The organism is Synechococcus sp. Cruz CV12-2-Slac-r (genome assembly GCF_024346075.1).
GTDB lineage: Bacteria > Cyanobacteriota > Cyanobacteriia > PCC-6307 > Cyanobiaceae > Synechococcus_D.
The window spans coordinates 1-15,938 of the sequence record NZ_JAGQEK010000028.1; the positions used below are offsets into that span (position 1 = coordinate 1).

The window sequence follows — 15,938 nt, forward strand, 5'->3', positions numbered from 1 at the left end:
AACGCCACTAACGCTGATTAGTAAACGGAATATGTCTCTTTCATGCTGCTGGTTGAATCCAAAAAGTGAACTGCCGTCTTCTTTGTGTAAGTGGTGAATCCAATATCTAAGCAGCGTGCCCGATGGGCTTAGCCGCGTGTCAGCCCAATGATCTTTACTGATTTGCACTTCGTAGCCCACGCCCGCGCAAATGAGCAAAATTCCGCTGCGGTTATTTTCCTGCCAGGCGTGGCCCAGTTGCCCTTCAAGCCAACCAATCATGCTGTTACCAGAATTGAGTTCATGCTGCCGTTGCTTTTAACCTTGTGCCGGCTGGCCCAGCAAGGGGCCCTAATCGTTTTAATTCTGCTGCTTTCCGGTTGCGCAGCTGTGGGGCAACCGCCTCGACAGGCTCTTTTGCAAGCCTTAAATTTGCAAGTGCAGTTGAGCCAAAGTGAATTGGCTGCTGCTTTACAAGTTTCGCCACGGGATAGTGATCCAAGCCTGCAGAGGGTGCGCCTCGATCAACAAAGCATCGAAAAGGTGGAAAGTAATCGGGTTTGGTTGCTGCGGGGCCGGTTTGATTGGCGTTGGCCAGGAGAGCCATTAAATGTTTCAAATCCGTTTGAAGTGCGGCTTTTGCGCGGCGAAAAGGGGCAAACCTGGCGGCTTTTGCGCCCCCCCACCCCCGAGTTGGCCCAGTGGAGTAGCTATCCGCTTTCCTAATCTGCATTTCATCTGCTGGTGCGTTCGCGATAAACCGGAGAGAATGAAGCACCCCTTCAATAGCTTGTGAGCAGCCCCCGCCTCCACCCCCGAACTATTGAGGCGGTAAAAGAAAGGGCAGACATTGTCGAGGTGGTTGGTGAACACGTAGTACTCAAGAAAAAAGGCAAGGAATATGTAGGGATCTGTCCGTTTCACGACGACAAATCACCATCGATGACCGTATCTCCAGCGAAGCAGTTTTATTACTGCTTTTCTTGTGGAGCGGGCGGAAATAGCTTGAAATTCCTAATGGAATTTAAGCGCCAAAGTTTTAGTGATGTTGTGCTTGAGCTAGCACGAAAATACTCATTACCGATAGAAACTCTTGATGCACCGCAACAGGAACGTTTAAAAGAACAACTTTCTCGCCGCGATAAAATACATAGAGCCTTGGCATTGGCTAGTGGATGGTTTCGTGCAAATCTGCGCAGCCCAGGGGGCGAGGCGGCACTTGATTATCTTATAAACAAAAGAGATTTAAATAATGGCACGATTGAACATTTTGAATTGGGTTATGCCCCTGATAAATGGGATGGCTTAATTAATCATCTTCAGCAAGTTGAGAATATTGATACGGATTGCTTGGAATTGGCTGGTTTGGTGGTGGCCCGTAAAGGGGGGCAGGGTTTTTATGACAGGTTTAGACAACGACTAATGATTCCAATTCACGACCGCCAAGGTCGCATTATTGGTTTTGGAGGCCGTAGCCTTGAGGGCGTTGAACCGAAATATCTCAATTCACCGGAAACCGAAGTTTTTGAAAAAGGAAAACATTTATTCGGCCTTGATAAGGCTGTTGATTCTATTCGTCGCGCAGATTGTGCGGTTGTAGTAGAGGGCTATTTTGATGTGATTGCCCTGCATGCAGCAGGCGTACGCCACGCGGTGGCCGCCTTGGGTACCGCTCTTAGTAATCAACAGATAACCCAGCTATGTCGCTGCTGCGATAGCAGACGAATTGTGTTGAATTTTGATGCCGATGGCGCGGGGATTAGGGCCGCCCAAAGAGCTATTGGCGAAGTGGAGCAGCAAGCTTTACAGGGGCAGATTGAGCTGAGGGTATTACCTCTACCAGAGGGAAAGGATCCAGATGAATTCTTAAAAAATCAAGGGGCGCCAGATTATCTTGCCTTGCTTGAAAATGCGCCCCTTTGGCTTGATTGGCAGATTGAACAGGTTTTGGTTGGGATGGATTTAAACCGCGCTGATCAATTCCAGCAAGTGGTGAAATCTCTTGTGGAATTACTTGGCAAATTACCCCAATCAGCCCTGCGAAGTCATTATCTCCAGCGGGTAGCGGAACGGCTATCTGGTGGACAGTCGCGAATGGCATTGCAGCTAGAGGAGGATTTGCGCCAGCAGGTGAAGGGCCAGCGCTGGCACGGACGCTCTAGCCGCCATGGCAAACCGGGTGAAGCGGGAATCAGGGAACGGGCAGAAGCTGCTTTGTTAAGGCTTTATTTGCATGTGCCTCGGGTGAGAGCCGAAATTCGGCGCGAGTTGCGTAGCCGGGATCTTGAAGATTTTGGTATTCCGCATCACCGCCAGCTCTGGCTTGCCATCAGCGAACTGGAAGAGGCAAATTTAGGTGCCGCTGCACTAGAAGAGATATGTCGTGGTAACAATTCTGGTGAAAATCTCTCGGATTTAGATATTCCTAATTTGCTAAGTGATCAACTTTTGGAAACAAATACGGCCTTACTACAAAGGCTTAGTGAGTTGCTTGAACCAAGTGAATTGCAAGATCTCAATTTAGTTAATGCAACCCAGCACCTGCGCGGTACTACGGCGAGCCTCGAGCGCCAAAGAGTGATGCGGCGCTGCCGCCATTTAATCGAGGCTTGGGGCAGCCAAAGGTTACAGAGCCTCGAGCATTGCATCGCCCTGTTGCTGGAGGCAGATCGCAAGGTTCCCGTTAATAATGAGGACGGTGAACAACGAATTGAGATTCTATTTAAAGAGCTAAATGCTGATGCAATAAAGTTTCAGGAACTTTATTACAATGAAAGACGCTATTTAGCACTGCTTGACGAACAGCGCTGCGCCTAGCCGCCCAAACAAATAACTAATGAAATATGTTTAGATTAAGTTAATCATCTTGCTCTAGAAGCATTTGCTGAAATTCTACATACAAACTATTCTCAAATGAATCGGGTAATTTATCTTTTTTATTGTTTTTAATGCTAAGTTTGGATTTATTTTTATCTTCGTTCTTGCTCTTATTTAGGCTTTGCTTCTCAATGAGTTTTAGCCTATCCATTAAATGAGCTGGAATATTTCCATCTGAACTCACCTGAATTAGTTGGCGAAATAATTCTTCTGGATTCTCTTCAGTTTCTACAGCATGCAATTTTCTTAATGGAGTTGTTTCCTTTGCCGTTGGAGTAGGTAATGCCTGGGGCAGCCTACGGCCCAGTTCCTGCAATCGCTGCGCACTTTTAGGATCAAGGGTCATTTTAGGGGCATTCCAATGTGTCGAATGTGTTTCGGCCAGTGCTGTTATTGATGCCAGAGGCAACAGCGCAAAGGGTTTTCAGGGAATCTCCGCGCAACGGCACATTAGTGAAATCCGCTCCAATGATACTTACATTTTTAAATTTGGTATTAAAAGCAAATGCATCCTCAAGAATTGCTTGATCTAAATTTGTACCATCAAATACTGCAGAATCAAGGGTTGCCCTCCTTAAATTTGTGTAGCTCAGATCTGCGTCCTGAAGTTTTGCGCCAAACAAACTCCCCCCTTCTAAATTGGCACCTTTGAAATTTGCCTCTCGCAAGTTGGTGAGGCTAAAGGTGGTGGCCCGCAGATCGGCATCATGAAAATCAGCACCGATTAAAACCTGCTTATTAAATTCTTTTGCTGCAAATACAGGGCTTGTAAAGCATATAAAAAAGCTGATTAATAGGCACGATATCGTTAAAATTCGGAAAATTCTTGCCATTGCTTCGCTTGCATAAGAGCTAAGGGGAATCCTAAATGAAATTCCAGTCGTTTTGATTTGCCAGCTACCAATAGCCCCAGCAACCCCCAAAAGCACAACAATAATCCAGTTGGCATTTCAGCAGAATTGGAGGTTTTGCAAGTGCTTTTAGGCCATGGCTGGCAAGCACTGGAACATCGTTGGCATTGCCGTTGGGGTGAAATTGATCTACTTGTGGCGAAGCCTGAACGCTTGCTCCTTGTGGAGGTGAAGGCCCGCAGCCGAGTGGGGCCCGATGGCTGGGGTGCTGGAGCATTTGGAATTCTGAAAAGGAAAAAATTAGAGCGCAGTTTTTCCTGTTGGTTGGCTTTGCATCAAAGTTGGCATAACGCTTCTGTTGAAATCGTGTTAGCCCTTGTGCCGATAGTTTCGTTGCCCAGCCAACGACTACAAAAACCGATCCGCTGGCTGATTTGGCATGGGTGATGTTGCACAGTGATTAGATAAGTAACTGGAAAAAGCCTTTTTTTATGGGTTTTTCAGGCCACAACGCCCGTAAACGCTTTGGGCAGCATTGGCTCAAAGATGCCGCTGTTTTAAATCAGATCATTGAGGCTGCTGAATTATCAGCTTCTGACATTGTTTTGGAGGTTGGCCCTGGTCGAGGCGCCCTTACCCAGCGCCTATTGAATCAGCCCCTGTTTCGCCTTGAAGCAATTGAGTTGGATCGTGATTTAGTGCAGGGTTTGCAGCAGCAATTTGGAGCTGATCCGCGCTTCCATCTGCAACAAGGCGACGCCTTAGTAGTGCAACTTCCAGAGGCAAATAAGGTGGTTGCAAATATCCCTTACAACATCACAGGCCCTCTACTGCAGGTGCTGCTCGGCCGCCTTGATCAACCGGCGCCCCATCGCTTCCAATCATTGGTTTTGCTTTTACAAAAGGAGGTGGCGCAACGTATTACGGCAGCAGCTGGGGATAGCAATTTCAGTGCCTTGAGTGTGCGGATGCAATTGCAATGCAATTGTTATTCGATTTGCGAAGTGCCGCCCCGTTGTTTTGAGCCCCCTCCCAAGGTTATGTCTGAAGTGATTTGCCTAAAACCGCGGGCAACTTTGCTTGATGCTCAGATCGCTAAAATTGTTGAGCAACTTTTGAATTCCGCCTTCGGTTCTCGCCGCAAAATGATACGTAATACATTGGCAGCATTTGCGGAAGGGGAGAAATTTCAAAATTGGCTTGAACAAGCATGTGTTTCTCCCGAACAAAGGCCCCAGGAAATTAGCCCTGATAAATGGGTAGCTTTAGCATCTTCATTACCATCAACACTTTGAATACAAGCACTTTAATAAAAGCACCAGCGAAGCTCAACTTGCATTTAGAAGTTTTGGGTTTACGCCCTGATGGCTTCCATGAATTGGCCATGGTGATGCAGAGCATCGATCTATTTGATTTGATCAGTGTTGAAGCTGCAGATCCAGGTGTGGTGTTGCTTGAAAGTTCTGATCCTCAGCTAGCGGTGGATCAGAGCAATTTGATTATTAAAGCGGCCCATGCTCTTAAAACCCATTGTGGTCGCCCTGAACTAGCAGCAAAATTGCAGCTTAAAAAAAATATTCCAATCGGGGCGGGGCTAGCTGGCGGCTCCAGCGATGCCGCTAGCACCTTGCTCTTGCTAAATAGGTTTTGGCAACTTGATGTTTCGATGCTGGAGTTGCGCTTGCTGGCAGCGGAGCTGGGATCTGATGTGCCTTTTTGCCTTAGCGGTGGCACTCAATACTGTTTTGGCCGTGGCGAAAAGCTAGAGCCGCTTCCGAGCACACCAAACCTTGCTGTTTTGCTTATCAAAGATCCATCGGCTCAGGTGAGCACCCCATGGGCCTATAGCCAATGCCGCGAATTGAGGCAGAAGTTCTACCTAAAAGAGGAGCAGGATTTTGAACATCGACGCGCTCAACTACGCAATAAATCAAATCAGCAATGGCATGAGCTGCGTAATGATTTGCAGGAGGTGGTGGCTCCTTCTGTTGAAAGTGTGCGCTCTGGCTTAGCACTGCTAAAAAGCAGCGCACAGTTGCTTGGGTGTGCCATGAGCGGATCAGGCCCAAGCCTTTTTGGTTTGTTTTTAGATCGCAGCTTGGCTTCCGCAGCCGAACAGCAATTACTGCCTGCGTTGCGGAAGAATGGATTCGATCATTGGGTGTGTGAGTTTGAGCCAGCTAGAAATTTCTAAAAGCACCGAAAAAGCAGCCGAAAAAGCAGCAGTTAAAAAGGGCCCCTTGAGCTACTTGAGTGGCAGTCTTACCAGTGCTCTTTTTTGTGGTTTGGCGATCAGCATCACCTGGCGCATCATTGGTTACTACAGCGACAGACCACCCCACTACAGCCAGCGAATAGCTCAATCCATTGCTACGGCTGTGAAAACATTATTAATAGGCAGTGGTTGCCTCGCTACATTCACCTGTGGCTTGATCAGCATCGGTTTGTTTTTGCTCTTCATCCGCTCACTCCTACCTACTAAGCCAATACCTGCCGATTAAACTCACTTCACACGAGCTAAATCTATGACTCCCCACGACTTGGGGTTACTGGCCCTGCTGCTCTCCCCCGGACTGCTGCTATCGGTTTTATTGCTCACCACCTTCGCTGCTGGTGGCTAGGGCCCTGTCCCGCTGATAGGTTGGGCCCTGCCGGAACAAGCCGGCCTTCTGTGTGCCCTTACTTTTGTGGCTGAAACCCTTCTTTTTAACGCTCTACGCGAAGCTATCGATGAAGAGATGGCTCTCGACCCATACGTTTGTGTGATGGGTGAAGATGTCGGCCAATATGGCGGGTCTTATAAAGTTACAAAAGATTTATATGAAAAATACGGAGAATTAAGAGTACTAGACACGCCTATTGCTGAAAATAGTTTCACTGGAATGGCTGTTGGTGCAGCGATGACCGGGCTGCGGCCAATTGTTGAAGGGATGAATATGGGATTTTTATTGCTTGCCTTTAATCAAATCTCCAACAACATGGGAATGTTGCGTTACACGAGCGGTGGTAATTTTACAATTCCCACTGTTGTACGCGGACCAGGAGGTGTGGGTCGCCAACTGGGAGCAGAACATAGCCAAAGATTAGAAGCTTACTTTCATGCCGTCCCCGGGATAAAGATTGTTGCCTGCAGCACCCCAAGAAATGCAAAGGGGCTGATGAAGGCTGCAATTCGTGATAACAATCCAGTTCTATTTTTTGAACACGTGCTTCTTTATAACTTGAGTGAAGATATACCTGAAGGAGAATATACCTGCGCATTAGATAAGGCGGAGTTGGTGAGAGAGGGTAAGGACATAACACTGCTTACTTACTCGCGTATGCGTCATCATTGTTTGGAGGCAGTGAAGCAGGTGGTTGAAAAGGGCTACGACCCTGAGCTAATTGATTTAGTTAGTCTTAAACCATTTGATATGGAACTTATAAAGCAATCCGTTGCTAAAACGCATAGGGTTGTAATAGTTGAAGAATGTATGAAAACAGGTGGAATCGGGGCCGAGTTGATTGCCTTAATTGTTGAAAATTGCTTTGATGATCTCGATGCACCTCCAGTGCGTTTATCTAGTCAGGATATTCCAACTCCATATAATGGAAAATTGGAGAATTTAACAATTATTCAGCCTCATCAAATCGTATCAACCATTGTTTCTATGGTGCAGAGATGACTAAATCTCAAGGCTGGTTAGCTTTAATATTAGCTCTTGCTATTGGCAGCGTGCTTGTTTTACGAAGCTTGCCACTTTCCCTGGGGCTAGATCTCAGAGGCGGATCACAATTAACTCTTTTAATAAAACCAGCTGGTGCAATAAAAAAAATAGAGCCCAACAAATTAGAGGCGGTTAAGGATGTTCTTGAGCGCCGCGTTAATGGCTTAGGGGTATCGGAGGCAACGGTAACTAGTTCCGGAGACGACAAAATTATTGTTCAATTGCCTGGTGTGCAGGATCCTCGCAAAGCAGCGGAGGTGCTTGGCACTACAGCGATGTTGGAGTTTAGGGCGCAGAAACCTGATACCGAACAAGAGATGACAGGTTTAATGAGGCTTAAGCGCTTGCTAGTTGCCAAATTAGATCAGTTGGTAGGTAGGGATAAAAAAGGGCCAGATGTGGATAAATCATTAAATGAATTGCTTAAATCACTAGATCTCAATTCACCTGAAGGGGCATCTGAGCAGCAGCAATTAGAGGCGATTCTTGCCGACACAAATAGACGGATAGTTTCTCTTTTCGAAGCTCCCGCTTTCACAGGCACCCACCTAATAGATGCTGGTAGGCAACAGCAGCCCAATAGTCAAGCTTGGGAAGTAACCCTGAGATTTGATCGTATTGGTGGAGATGAGTTTGCAGCATTAACAAAATCCATTGCTGGCACAAATCGTCTGCTTGGAATCATGCTTGATGGCAACTCAATTAGTGAAGCCAGTGTTGGGCCGCAGTTTGCCACAGCTGGTATTACCGGCGGTTCTGCAAGTATTACCGGTCAATTCACTGCAGAGCAGGCGCGCAACCTTGAAGTGCAGTTAAGGGGGGGAGCATTGCCATTGCCTGTTGAGATTATTGAAAATCGCTCCGTTGGCCCCACCCTAGGTGCTGAGAATGTACGCAATAGCCTGGTGGCAGCAGTGCTTGGAATTGCACTTGTAGGAGTATTTATGATTGTTATCTATAGAGTGCCAGGATTTGTTGCAGTGTTGGCACTTTGTTTATATGCTCTTTTTAACTTAGCAATTTATGCACTTATACCTGTTACTTTAACATTGCCAGGTATCGCTGGTTTTATATTATCTGTTGGTATGGCAGTTGATGCAAATATCTTGATCTTTGAGCGCACAAAAGAAGAACTTCAAGACGGCAATAGTTTATTCCGGTCTGTTGAAGCTGGATTTTCTAGGGCTTTTTCATCCATATTTGATGGTCATTTAACAACATTAATTAGTTGTGCAGCTCTCGGCTGGTTGGGAACGGGTCTTGTTAGGGGTTTTGCTATAACCCTTGCTGTTGGTGTTCTACTAAGTTTATTTACAGCCCTCACCTGCAGCCGAACGTTGTTGCGTTTAGTTCTTAGTTATCCAGCCTTGCGTAAACCCGAGTTCTTTTTGGGTTCCCCTTCTCACCCATGACATCCTCCAGCGGCGCTTTGCTGCGAGAACCCTCTTTCCGCATTAATAAATACCGGCGCTTTTGCATGGTATTAACAATTGTTTTGCTCATTTTAAGTGTTTTGGGATTGCTTTTAAGTTGGCTTTCACCAATTCACGCTCCGCTTAAGCCAGGGCTTGATTTCACTGGTGGCACTGCAATCCAGGTGGAGCGCATCTGTAGCCCAAGCTGCAAGAGTTTTTCTATGGAAGAATTACGTAAAACACTCCCTGCAAATGCTGTAGTACAAACTCTTGATGCTGGCAAAGCGATCAGTGTTCGTACCGTTGCCCTCAGCCCTGCAAAAAGCGGGGAAGTTGTTGAATCCTTAGATAGGGTGCTTGGCCCGATCCAAGCCAGTGACACCCAAATAAATACGATTGGACCTTTGCTGGGCTCCCAACTTCTGCGCAGTAGCTTACTTGCGCTGATTGTTAGTTTTGCTGGTATTGCTATTTATATTTCTCTTAGATATGCCCGTCTATATGCTGCTATGGCGTTAATGTGCCTTATTCATGATGTAATTCTTACCTCTGGCATTTTCGCTTGGCTAGGTTTACTTGCAGGGGTTGAGGTTGATAGTTTATTTGTTGTAGCGCTTCTTACAATAGCTGGATATTCAGTTAATGATACTGTTGTTATCTTTGATCGTATTCGTGAGCAGCAACAAGTGCTGCCTGATCTTACTGTGGAAGACCAGGTTGATCGTGCCGTAGCTGGTACTTTAAAGCGCTCGTTTTATACAATTACCTCAACCATCTTACCTATTATTGCTTTAATTTTCTTTGGAGGGGAGAGCTTATATTGGTTTGCGGTAGCTTTATTGGTTGGGGTGTTAATCGGCGGTTGGTCTAGCATTGGTTTGATTCCGCCACTACTTCCATTGCTTGGAGGAAAACTCCCTTCAAAAAGTTCAACAAACAACCCTGAGCTAGCTGCGTGAGATTTAAGCAATTTGTAGCTCTAACGGTTTGGTTCCTAGCTTTAAGCGAACTTCGTATCGAATTAATCTTACTGTTTCAGCACTTCACATGGACGAGCTTTTTATATGCGGTTTCAACAAATAAATTAGCAACAATAATGTTGATTATTTCTCCACTTTATTACGCGCGGGCAGGTAGGCCTTTAAGGTCCAGCGATCCATAATTTCCTTAACAAAAATTTCCTCAAGTAAAACCTGTAATACTACTATTGTTGGTAACGCTAATAATACCCCAGGCAGACCCAGCAAGGCGCCAAGGCTTAATTGAGCCATAAGAGCAACAGTTGGCAACAAATTCACAGTATGCTTTAAGAGAATTGGCGTTATTAAGAATGCTTCTGCATTTTGTATTATAAGCCTCATTATTATTACCTGTAAACTTAGCAATGGAGATATTAGTAGTGCCACTGCCGCTGGCACTAATGTTGCTACCGTTGGCCCGATAGTTGGTACAAACGTAAGTGCACCGCAGATCATGCCACTTAATAATGCCAACGGAACTTTTAGCCATGCAAGACCAGCCCAGGTAACTAAAAACACCAATGATGCAGAAATTGTCATTCCAGCAAGCCAGCCACCGAGGGCAGCTCTGCACTCTCCCAGTAATCTTTTGACGTGTTGCCTATAGAATCGTGGGCTTGAGGAAATAATTAAACGGGTATGACTCGGTGGATCTAAACATAACAAAATAGCTAATAAAGTCATTAAGATTATTTGCAACGAGCTGTTTACTGCCCCTCCAGCTAAACCTAATAATTGACTACCAAACGGTTGAAGTTTTTGTAGGTTAGAGATTGAATTTAAAGATTTTAAAGCGATTTGAAGATCTTGCAACCCCTTTATCTCCCCGGTAAGTAGAAATAATTTTTGAATAAGAATAGGGAATAATTGATTTAAGGTTTTAATTTGCTCCAGTAGATCTGGCAACAGCATTGTGCTTAATTCCCAGCCCAGGAAACATATCAGCACCAATACAATTAGCAGTGCTTGCGGTCTTTTTAATCTAAACCGTCGAATTAATATTTGCACCGGAACATCCAGTGCAACAGCCATCACAATTGCACCAAATAAAACCAGGAGTACCCAACGTAATTCCCAGGCCAATATGCCAAGGCCTAGTAGGGCGATGCTCCCAAGCAATGCAGGCCAATTAAAGGCTTGGCTCGGGCGATTCATGTTCCTAATGGCCTTTTCCAGCCATCAAGTAAATCATTAATTAATAAATCTCTAATCAATACTTGAAAACACACAGCCATCGGCAAAGCAAGAATTAAACCCAACGGACCAAAAATTAGCGTGAACCCCACCTGCGCCGCTAGGGTGAGGCCAGGTAATAAACGTAATTGGTGATGCATTACAGATGGGGTAATTACATAACTTTCTAAATTCTGAATTATTATGTAAAGAGCTAAAACGGCTGCTGCCTTCCAGGGCGATTCCAAAACAGCAACAGCCATTGGAAAAATCGTTCCAATCGTGGGACCAACATTTGGTATTACATTTAATAATCCAGCTAAAATACCATTTGCAATTGTAAGTTTGACCCCTAGCAAACTAAGCCCAAAAAACGCCAGTAATCCCACACATATTGAACTCAATAACACGCCAAACATCCAACTTTTTAAGGCTAATCCGCATCGATCAAGCACTAGCGCAAACTTTTTTCTGTAAAAGGATGGTGCTAGCGATACTGCCACTTGGTAGTAACTCTTGGGTTGAGCTGCAAGCATTACTGTAACTGCCAATACAAATAGTGATTGCAAAGCAGCGGCGCCAATATTACCTACAAATCCAAGTATTGGTTTAACTCCTCCCCCCAGATTCAAATTTGTGTTTTGACCCATTTTTATAAAATAATTATCTCCTAATCCTGTTAAATATGTTGCTGCTTTTGGTAATTGATCAAGCAATTCTTTAAACTGTTCTATAAATGGTGGAACAAGTTGGGAAACCAACAATGTTACTAAAAGTATAATTAGCCCCAAAGCCATAAATAAAGCCTGCCAGCGCTTTATTTTTAGCCTCTGCTCAATACCGCTCACTAAGCCTGATAAGGCGACACATAACACCACAGCAGCAAATAGTTGTATTAATAATTCCCGCAATTGCCAGCAAATTGTTGCTGCAGCCAGCAGGGCAACCAAGCTGCACCATTGGGCAAAACCCATCCGAGCTTCAGCTCTGGTTGAATCCAAGTTCATGGCCTTCTGCGTAGCGCTCAGCAAAGCGCATGAAACGCTCAAAGTCTGCCTCACTTTTCCAGGTATAGGTAGCTTCAAGAGCGCTGGCTTTGCCATTCACAAAGCGACCTTTTACATCTCTTGTGATTAATTCCCCTTCATCATCGAGCAGAAACATGCCTGTGATGTCTCCAACGGCGTTTGGTGCTAGAGCGTCTGGCTCCTCAAAAATGAATAGGGCCTGACCAGTCATGCCGTCCCGTGAACGGGTGAGCTTAATTTCTGGAATCACCGTTTCATCAACACCACGAAAAAACTGAATTGAGGCAGCCATCACGTGACCCTTAAAGCGAGAAGCTTAAGCACCCTCAAGCTGCATCAGCATTTCGGCAATTGTTTCAGCAGTTTTGCCCTCCCCTGCAATGCGTTTAAAGCCCATCTGCCTTTTTTGCAGCTCCTTTATGTAGTAACGGTCGTAGTAGTCAAGGATTTCTGCGCATGCAGCTTCAAGGTTGCCGTCGCGGATATTGGCAACTGCAATGGCGGTGCGTTGAGGCCCGAGCCGGCGGCTTAATCGCTGCGTAGCTTCAATTAATCCTTCAATTTCCTGCCTGCCGTAAACCTCCACAAGCAGGCTTATCCGTTCTGGCGTCGGACGCTCAAGCAACACCAGCGGGGCCGTTTGCATCTGTTTCCAAATACCGTTTGGTATGCGGCAACGCCCCACCTGGGCGCTCTCTGCCTCCAGCCAGATCACACTCTTGCCCTGTTGCTTATGCAGGCAAATAGCAAGGCAATTCTCAAAATGTTCGCTACTTGGCTGCGCGGGTAAGCCAAGGGCACCAAAACTGCTGCCTCGATGGCTTGCAAGCGCCTCAAGGTCGACCATTGCGCCCCCTTTTTGTGCAATGGCTTGGAGCACTTCAGTTTTACCGCTGCCGGTGCCCCCTCCAAGTATCTGCAGGGGCCATTGCTGCTCAAACAACGCAAGGGCCCAGTTCCTGAAGCGTTTGTAGCCCCCATCGAGCAATTGCACCTCAAGGCCAATTGTTTTTGCTAACCAGCCCACGCTGCCGCTTCTCATTCCACCGCGCCAGCAGTAGATCCTCAGATTCCCCTCAGTTGCTACCCCTTTTATGTTTTCCGCAAGTTTTCCAAGCCGGGGCCCCACCAGCTCCAGGCCCAGCTGAGTGGCGGCATATGAACCCAGTTGTTTATGGGTGGTTCCAATTAAACAGCGCTCTTCATTGCTGAATAACGGCAGGTTGCTTGCCCCTGGGATGTGGCCCTGTTCAAACTCTGCAGGGCTGCGCACATCAATGAGAGCTGCAGAATTTTCGAGAAAAGCATTCACTGCGATACTTAGCACTGGCCTCTATAGCGATGTTGACTGTTCCACGTCCCGAGGAACTACTTGAGGGGTTTCTTACTGGTAATGAGCGTCAACAGCTGCGTTTTTGGCCCCAGCTGCAGGCCCAGGCACCACAACTACAAGAGTTTGCCTGGCAGAAATTGCTGCACCAGCCGCGAACTGCTAATTCTTGGATTAGCGGTGCCCTACTGCGACTGTTGGCTTCTGATTCCAGCATGCTCAAGCAGATCAAGGCTGTTTTTCCTGGTGGTTGGTTGCCAGCACCAGTTGGTGCATCTGATCTATTTGCAGAAATCCAGGATGCATTGCTTCTGGAACAGCTTGAAATTGCAGATCGTTTTACTAGCAGTGCACTCAGGGAAATGGCTGGAGTTGCCGCTGTAACTAGGGGCTACGTTTATTACAGCGAGGTGGCGGGGTTTGATCCTGCGCTTCTAGCCCACATTGATGCTTTGTGGTGGCTTTACAGCAATGGTCGCTTTGGATTTCGTATCCAGCAGCGCCTAAGGCAGAGCAGTGATGGCAACTGGGAGAAACTTTGGCTAACTCTTGGTTGGAAATTTGATGGTGTTTGGACCCGCTATCCCAATAGCTTCAATTGGTCCCATGCTGCACCAGAAGGGCATCTGCCCCTTGTTAATCAATTGAGAGGAGTGAGGCTATTCGACGCAATTTTGCGTCATCCAGCTCTCGACGCCGTTACAACCTCTGCATAAGATCAAATGAGTGCGCGTTGGTGTGAATTCAGCACAACCTCAACCTTGGCTCTGCAGCCACTTTTGGAGTTGTTGCTCGAACCTGTGCCCTCTGCTGATAAGGAACTTGTGCAGCTTGGTTTGCAGGAATCATTAGTTAATGCAGTGCGCCATGGCAATGGCGGTGATCCCCTCAAGATTTTGCGGGTAAGACGAATCTTGATGCCCAGATGGTTTGTATGGCAGGTGCAAGACCAAGGTTGTGGTTTGCCCCAGCAATTGCGCTGCGCCCATCTCCCCCATTGTTTAGATGCCTTGTCAGGCAGGGGCTTGTATTTGATGCATCAATGTTTTGATGATGTGCGCTGGAGCCCCAAAGGAAATCGGGTGCAAATGGCAAAACGCCGTTAGGAATGCGAACAGCCCAAGCATTTGAGCAATGCCAGCAGACTGCAACAGACCTAATTTCCAAGAAGATCCTTGTGTCGATGATTTTGAGTGATGCCGCTGCTAAATCTTTTATGGACAGCTATGACTGCTTGCAGCAGTGGGATGTTGTAGCAGAGGCAGAAAAAGGTACTGACATTTCTGAGGTTTGTAAATCAATCGCTAATGTTTAAGACCCATTGTTAATAACGCAGACCGCCAAAGAACTGTATTAATAGCTTTGATATTTCCTTGGAGCAGGGGTTTTCGCAAATTGGTATTGGGTTTTCTCAACCAAAAATAGCAAATACATTGCTTATTCATGGTCCTTCGCAGGAGAATTGCGCTGTACCGGTTGATCTGTATGCATGGTGGATGAGCCCGCATTGCAAATCCAAAACGCTGGAGCAGATCAATTCTTTGCTGGAAACAACCTGATTTGGTATGGATTAATGAACCATTATCAACCCAGCAAACAAGCCTCCAAGTAACCTTGGCAAAGGAGGCATAAAACGCTTCCAAAGGGTGAGATCTTTCCTGGCAGCTACCGGTAGTTTTGGAATTCACCCCAAAGATCGAATTTAATTTGAATTAGCGCCAAGATCTTTACCAGAATTAAGAGGAGGATTTCATTAATGTGTAACCTAATGATCCGAAAAATATTTGTATTTATTATTCAGAAGCCACTGGCTCGTAGAGATAACGTTGGAATCCAGCAAACATTTCACCTACTTCTTTTGGGCCACCCAAATCAGCCAGTGCGTCTGCAATTGAGTTTTGATAGCGCAGTCTTAGTAGGGGTGCGAGTTTTTCTTGGGCTAGTTCTTGCACACCCATTGTTATGTAATGCTGGAGCACAAAGTCAATAAAAACTTGCTGCTTAGAAGTGAAGCGGGAATCAACGTATAAGCGAGCTTGTTGGGCCCTCTCTTCCCTGGGTATAGGGCCAAGTGCATAAGCTACATAAGCCAGCACGTCGAATAGGTCGCTGTTTTCGGCTGAAATGATTGATTGGATTTCGGCAAGCTGCTCACCACCAAAACCCTTTTCAGCCAAGCCCTGTAAGAGCTTGGTGCGGGTGACTGGTGAACTCCAAATCTCACGCAGTTCGGTCTCATTCTTAGCGAATTCAGGCAATTGGCCGTAGAGCAGTTCGATGAACTGGGTCGAGCTCATCGGCTTGCCATCAGGGTGCCAAAAGCTGGTCACCATCATGTGTTGCAGGGCTCGTTCCTTCCCATCACCGAGCTTGATGCTCACCTTGCTACGGCGAAGTGTTTCCTCGACGCCATCATCGTCAAGCCTGTCAGGTTCTTCGATTTCGCCTTTGGGCGTTGGTTGTTTGGGGTCGGTATCGACGGCTTCAGGGGGGCCATCCCATTCAGGATCGCTAAATAGCTGGTATGCCTTCACGAAGTCGAGGATCGTGAAATAGTCC

General features: G+C 46.4%; 21 protein-coding genes. 13 read left to right on the plus strand and 8 right to left on the minus strand.

The features are described from left to right. A partial coding sequence (locus KB557_RS04025; RefSeq protein ID WP_315856186.1) for an OB-fold domain-containing protein occupies window positions 1–261 on the minus strand: 261 nt, incomplete at its 3' end. A 30-nt stretch (window positions 262–291) separates the two neighbouring features. Between KB557_RS04025 and KB557_RS04030 the strand changes: the two genes are divergently transcribed. Both KB557_RS04030 and dnaG read left to right on the plus strand, forming a co-directional pair. Next, on the plus strand, window positions 292–705 hold the full coding sequence (locus KB557_RS04030) for a hypothetical protein (protein ID WP_255131537.1): 414 nt from the start codon (window positions 292–294) through the stop codon (window positions 703–705). A 66-nt stretch (window positions 706–771) separates the two neighbouring features. Next, window positions 772–2,796 carry a DNA primase gene (dnaG, locus tag KB557_RS04035; RefSeq protein WP_255131538.1) on the plus strand — a complete coding sequence of 675 codons (2,025 nt, stop codon included), beginning with the start codon at window positions 772–774 and terminating at the stop codon, window positions 2,794–2,796. Window positions 2,797–2,836: 40 nt separating this feature from the next. Here dnaG and KB557_RS04040 read toward each other — a convergent pair whose 3' ends face one another. Continuing rightward, on the minus strand, window positions 2,837–3,202 hold the full coding sequence (locus KB557_RS04040) for a hypothetical protein (RefSeq protein WP_255131539.1): 366 nt from the start codon (window positions 3,200–3,202) through the stop codon (window positions 2,837–2,839). A 1-nt stretch (window position 3,203) separates the two neighbouring features. Beyond that, window positions 3,204–3,689 (minus strand): pentapeptide repeat-containing protein, encoded by a 486-nt coding sequence (locus KB557_RS04045; protein ID WP_255131540.1) that lies wholly within the window; start codon window positions 3,687–3,689, stop codon window positions 3,204–3,206. 57 nt (window positions 3,690–3,746) lie between these two features. On the opposite strand from KB557_RS04045, the gene KB557_RS04050 reads away from it, so the two are divergent. From KB557_RS04050 to secF, 7 genes are all read left to right on the plus strand, one after another. Continuing rightward, window positions 3,747–4,154 (plus strand): YraN family protein, encoded by a 408-nt coding sequence (locus KB557_RS04050; RefSeq protein ID WP_255131541.1) that lies wholly within the window; start codon window positions 3,747–3,749, stop codon window positions 4,152–4,154. 44 nt (window positions 4,155–4,198) lie between these two features. Beyond that, complete coding sequence (rsmA, locus tag KB557_RS04055; protein ID WP_255131542.1) at window positions 4,199–5,002, plus strand: 16S rRNA (adenine(1518)-N(6)/adenine(1519)-N(6))-dimethyltransferase RsmA; 804 nt, start codon at window positions 4,199–4,201, stop codon at window positions 5,000–5,002. Further along, a complete protein-coding gene (ispE, locus tag KB557_RS04060; protein WP_399218634.1) occupies window positions 4,963–5,901 on the plus strand; it encodes a 4-(cytidine 5'-diphospho)-2-C-methyl-D-erythritol kinase in 939 nt (312 codons plus the stop codon). The genes rsmA and ispE overlap by 40 nt, the downstream gene beginning before the upstream one ends. Further along, on the plus strand, window positions 5,873–6,208 hold the full coding sequence (locus KB557_RS04065) for a DUF3082 domain-containing protein (protein WP_315856187.1): 336 nt from the start codon (window positions 5,873–5,875) through the stop codon (window positions 6,206–6,208). The genes ispE and KB557_RS04065 overlap by 29 nt, the downstream gene beginning before the upstream one ends. Before the next feature lie 186 nt (window positions 6,209–6,394). Further along, the gene (locus tag KB557_RS04070; protein WP_255131544.1) at window positions 6,395–7,372 is read left to right on the plus strand and encodes an alpha-ketoacid dehydrogenase subunit beta; all 978 of its coding nucleotides are present in this window, start codon (window positions 6,395–6,397) and stop codon (window positions 7,370–7,372) included. Beyond that, window positions 7,369–8,826 carry a protein translocase subunit SecD gene (secD, locus tag KB557_RS04075; RefSeq protein ID WP_255131545.1) on the plus strand — a complete coding sequence of 486 codons (1,458 nt, stop codon included), beginning with the start codon at window positions 7,369–7,371 and terminating at the stop codon, window positions 8,824–8,826. The genes KB557_RS04070 and secD overlap by 4 nt, the downstream gene beginning before the upstream one ends. After that, window positions 8,823–9,788 (plus strand): protein translocase subunit SecF, encoded by a 966-nt coding sequence (gene secF, locus KB557_RS04080; protein ID WP_255131546.1) that lies wholly within the window; start codon window positions 8,823–8,825, stop codon window positions 9,786–9,788. Before secD ends, secF begins: the two co-directional genes overlap by 4 nt. 144 nt (window positions 9,789–9,932) lie before the next feature. Here the strand turns inward: secF and KB557_RS04085 are convergent, their stop codons facing one another. Genes KB557_RS04085 through mnmH form a run of 4 tightly spaced genes read right to left on the minus strand, consistent with a single transcriptional unit; the run spans window position 9,933 to window position 13,361 of the window. After that, window positions 9,933–11,003, minus strand: a complete 1,071-nt coding sequence (locus KB557_RS04085) for an AI-2E family transporter (protein WP_255131547.1) — start codon at window positions 11,001–11,003, stop codon at window positions 9,933–9,935. After that, complete coding sequence (locus KB557_RS04090) at window positions 11,000–12,028, minus strand: AI-2E family transporter (RefSeq protein ID WP_315856188.1); 1,029 nt, start codon at window positions 12,026–12,028, stop codon at window positions 11,000–11,002. The genes KB557_RS04085 and KB557_RS04090 overlap by 4 nt, the downstream gene beginning before the upstream one ends. Further along, entirely contained in the window at window positions 12,003–12,341 is a 339-nt protein-coding gene (gene psb28, locus KB557_RS04095; protein ID WP_255131548.1) for a photosystem II reaction center protein Psb28, read from the minus strand. The genes KB557_RS04090 and psb28 overlap by 26 nt, the downstream gene beginning before the upstream one ends. A 24-nt stretch (window positions 12,342–12,365) precedes the next feature. Further along, window positions 12,366–13,361: a tRNA 2-selenouridine(34) synthase MnmH gene (gene mnmH / locus KB557_RS04100; RefSeq protein ID WP_255131549.1), complete on the minus strand. Its 996-nt coding sequence runs from the start codon at window positions 13,359–13,361 to the stop codon at window positions 12,366–12,368. 29 nt (window positions 13,362–13,390) lie between these two features. On the opposite strand from mnmH, the gene KB557_RS04105 reads away from it, so the two are divergent. The 4 genes from KB557_RS04105 to KB557_RS04120 are packed head-to-tail and all read left to right on the plus strand — an operon-like array spanning window position 13,391 to window position 14,938. After that, a complete protein-coding gene (locus KB557_RS04105) occupies window positions 13,391–14,095 on the plus strand; it encodes a GUN4 domain-containing protein (protein ID WP_255131550.1) in 705 nt (234 codons plus the stop codon). A 6-nt stretch (window positions 14,096–14,101) separates the two neighbouring features. Further along, a complete protein-coding gene (locus KB557_RS04110; RefSeq protein WP_255131551.1) occupies window positions 14,102–14,485 on the plus strand; it encodes an ATP-binding protein in 384 nt (127 codons plus the stop codon). 2 nt (window positions 14,486–14,487) lie between these two features. Further along, a complete protein-coding gene (locus tag KB557_RS04115; RefSeq protein ID WP_255131552.1) occupies window positions 14,488–14,694 on the plus strand; it encodes a hypothetical protein in 207 nt (68 codons plus the stop codon). A 58-nt stretch (window positions 14,695–14,752) separates the two neighbouring features. Beyond that, complete coding sequence (locus tag KB557_RS04120; RefSeq protein WP_255131553.1) at window positions 14,753–14,938, plus strand: hypothetical protein; 186 nt, start codon at window positions 14,753–14,755, stop codon at window positions 14,936–14,938. A 234-nt stretch (window positions 14,939–15,172) separates the two neighbouring features. Here the strand turns inward: KB557_RS04120 and KB557_RS04125 are convergent. After that, on the minus strand, window positions 15,173–15,938 hold a 766-nt coding region (locus KB557_RS04125), incomplete at its 5' end, for a type I restriction-modification enzyme R subunit C-terminal domain-containing protein (RefSeq protein ID WP_315856189.1).

Coding starts and splice junctions, on each gene's coding strand:
- KB557_RS04040 (WP_255131539.1), bottom strand. CDS start 3,202: ATGACCCTTGATCCTAAAAGTGCGCAGCGATTGCAGGAACTGGGCCGT.
- KB557_RS04045 (WP_255131540.1), bottom strand. CDS start 3,689: ATGGCAAGAATTTTCCGAATTTTAACGATATCGTGCCTATTAATCAGC.
- rsmA (WP_255131542.1), top strand. CDS start 4,199: ATGGGTTTTTCAGGCCACAACGCCCGTAAACGCTTTGGGCAGCATTGG.
- ispE (WP_399218634.1), top strand. CDS start 4,963: ATGGGTAGCTTTAGCATCTTCATTACCATCAACACTTTGAATACAAGC.
- secD (WP_255131545.1), top strand. CDS start 7,369: ATGACTAAATCTCAAGGCTGGTTAGCTTTAATATTAGCTCTTGCTATT.
- secF (WP_255131546.1), top strand. CDS start 8,823: ATGACATCCTCCAGCGGCGCTTTGCTGCGAGAACCCTCTTTCCGCATT.
- KB557_RS04085 (WP_255131547.1), bottom strand. CDS start 11,003: ATGAATCGCCCGAGCCAAGCCTTTAATTGGCCTGCATTGCTTGGGAGC.
- KB557_RS04090 (WP_315856188.1), bottom strand. CDS start 12,028: ATGAACTTGGATTCAACCAGAGCTGAAGCTCGGATGGGTTTTGCCCAA.
- psb28 (WP_255131548.1), bottom strand. CDS start 12,341: ATGGCTGCCTCAATTCAGTTTTTTCGTGGTGTTGATGAAACGGTGATT.
- KB557_RS04105 (WP_255131550.1), top strand. CDS start 13,391: ATGTTGACTGTTCCACGTCCCGAGGAACTACTTGAGGGGTTTCTTACT.
- KB557_RS04110 (WP_255131551.1), top strand. CDS start 14,102: ATGAGTGCGCGTTGGTGTGAATTCAGCACAACCTCAACCTTGGCTCTG.
- KB557_RS04115 (WP_255131552.1), top strand. CDS start 14,488: ATGCGAACAGCCCAAGCATTTGAGCAATGCCAGCAGACTGCAACAGAC.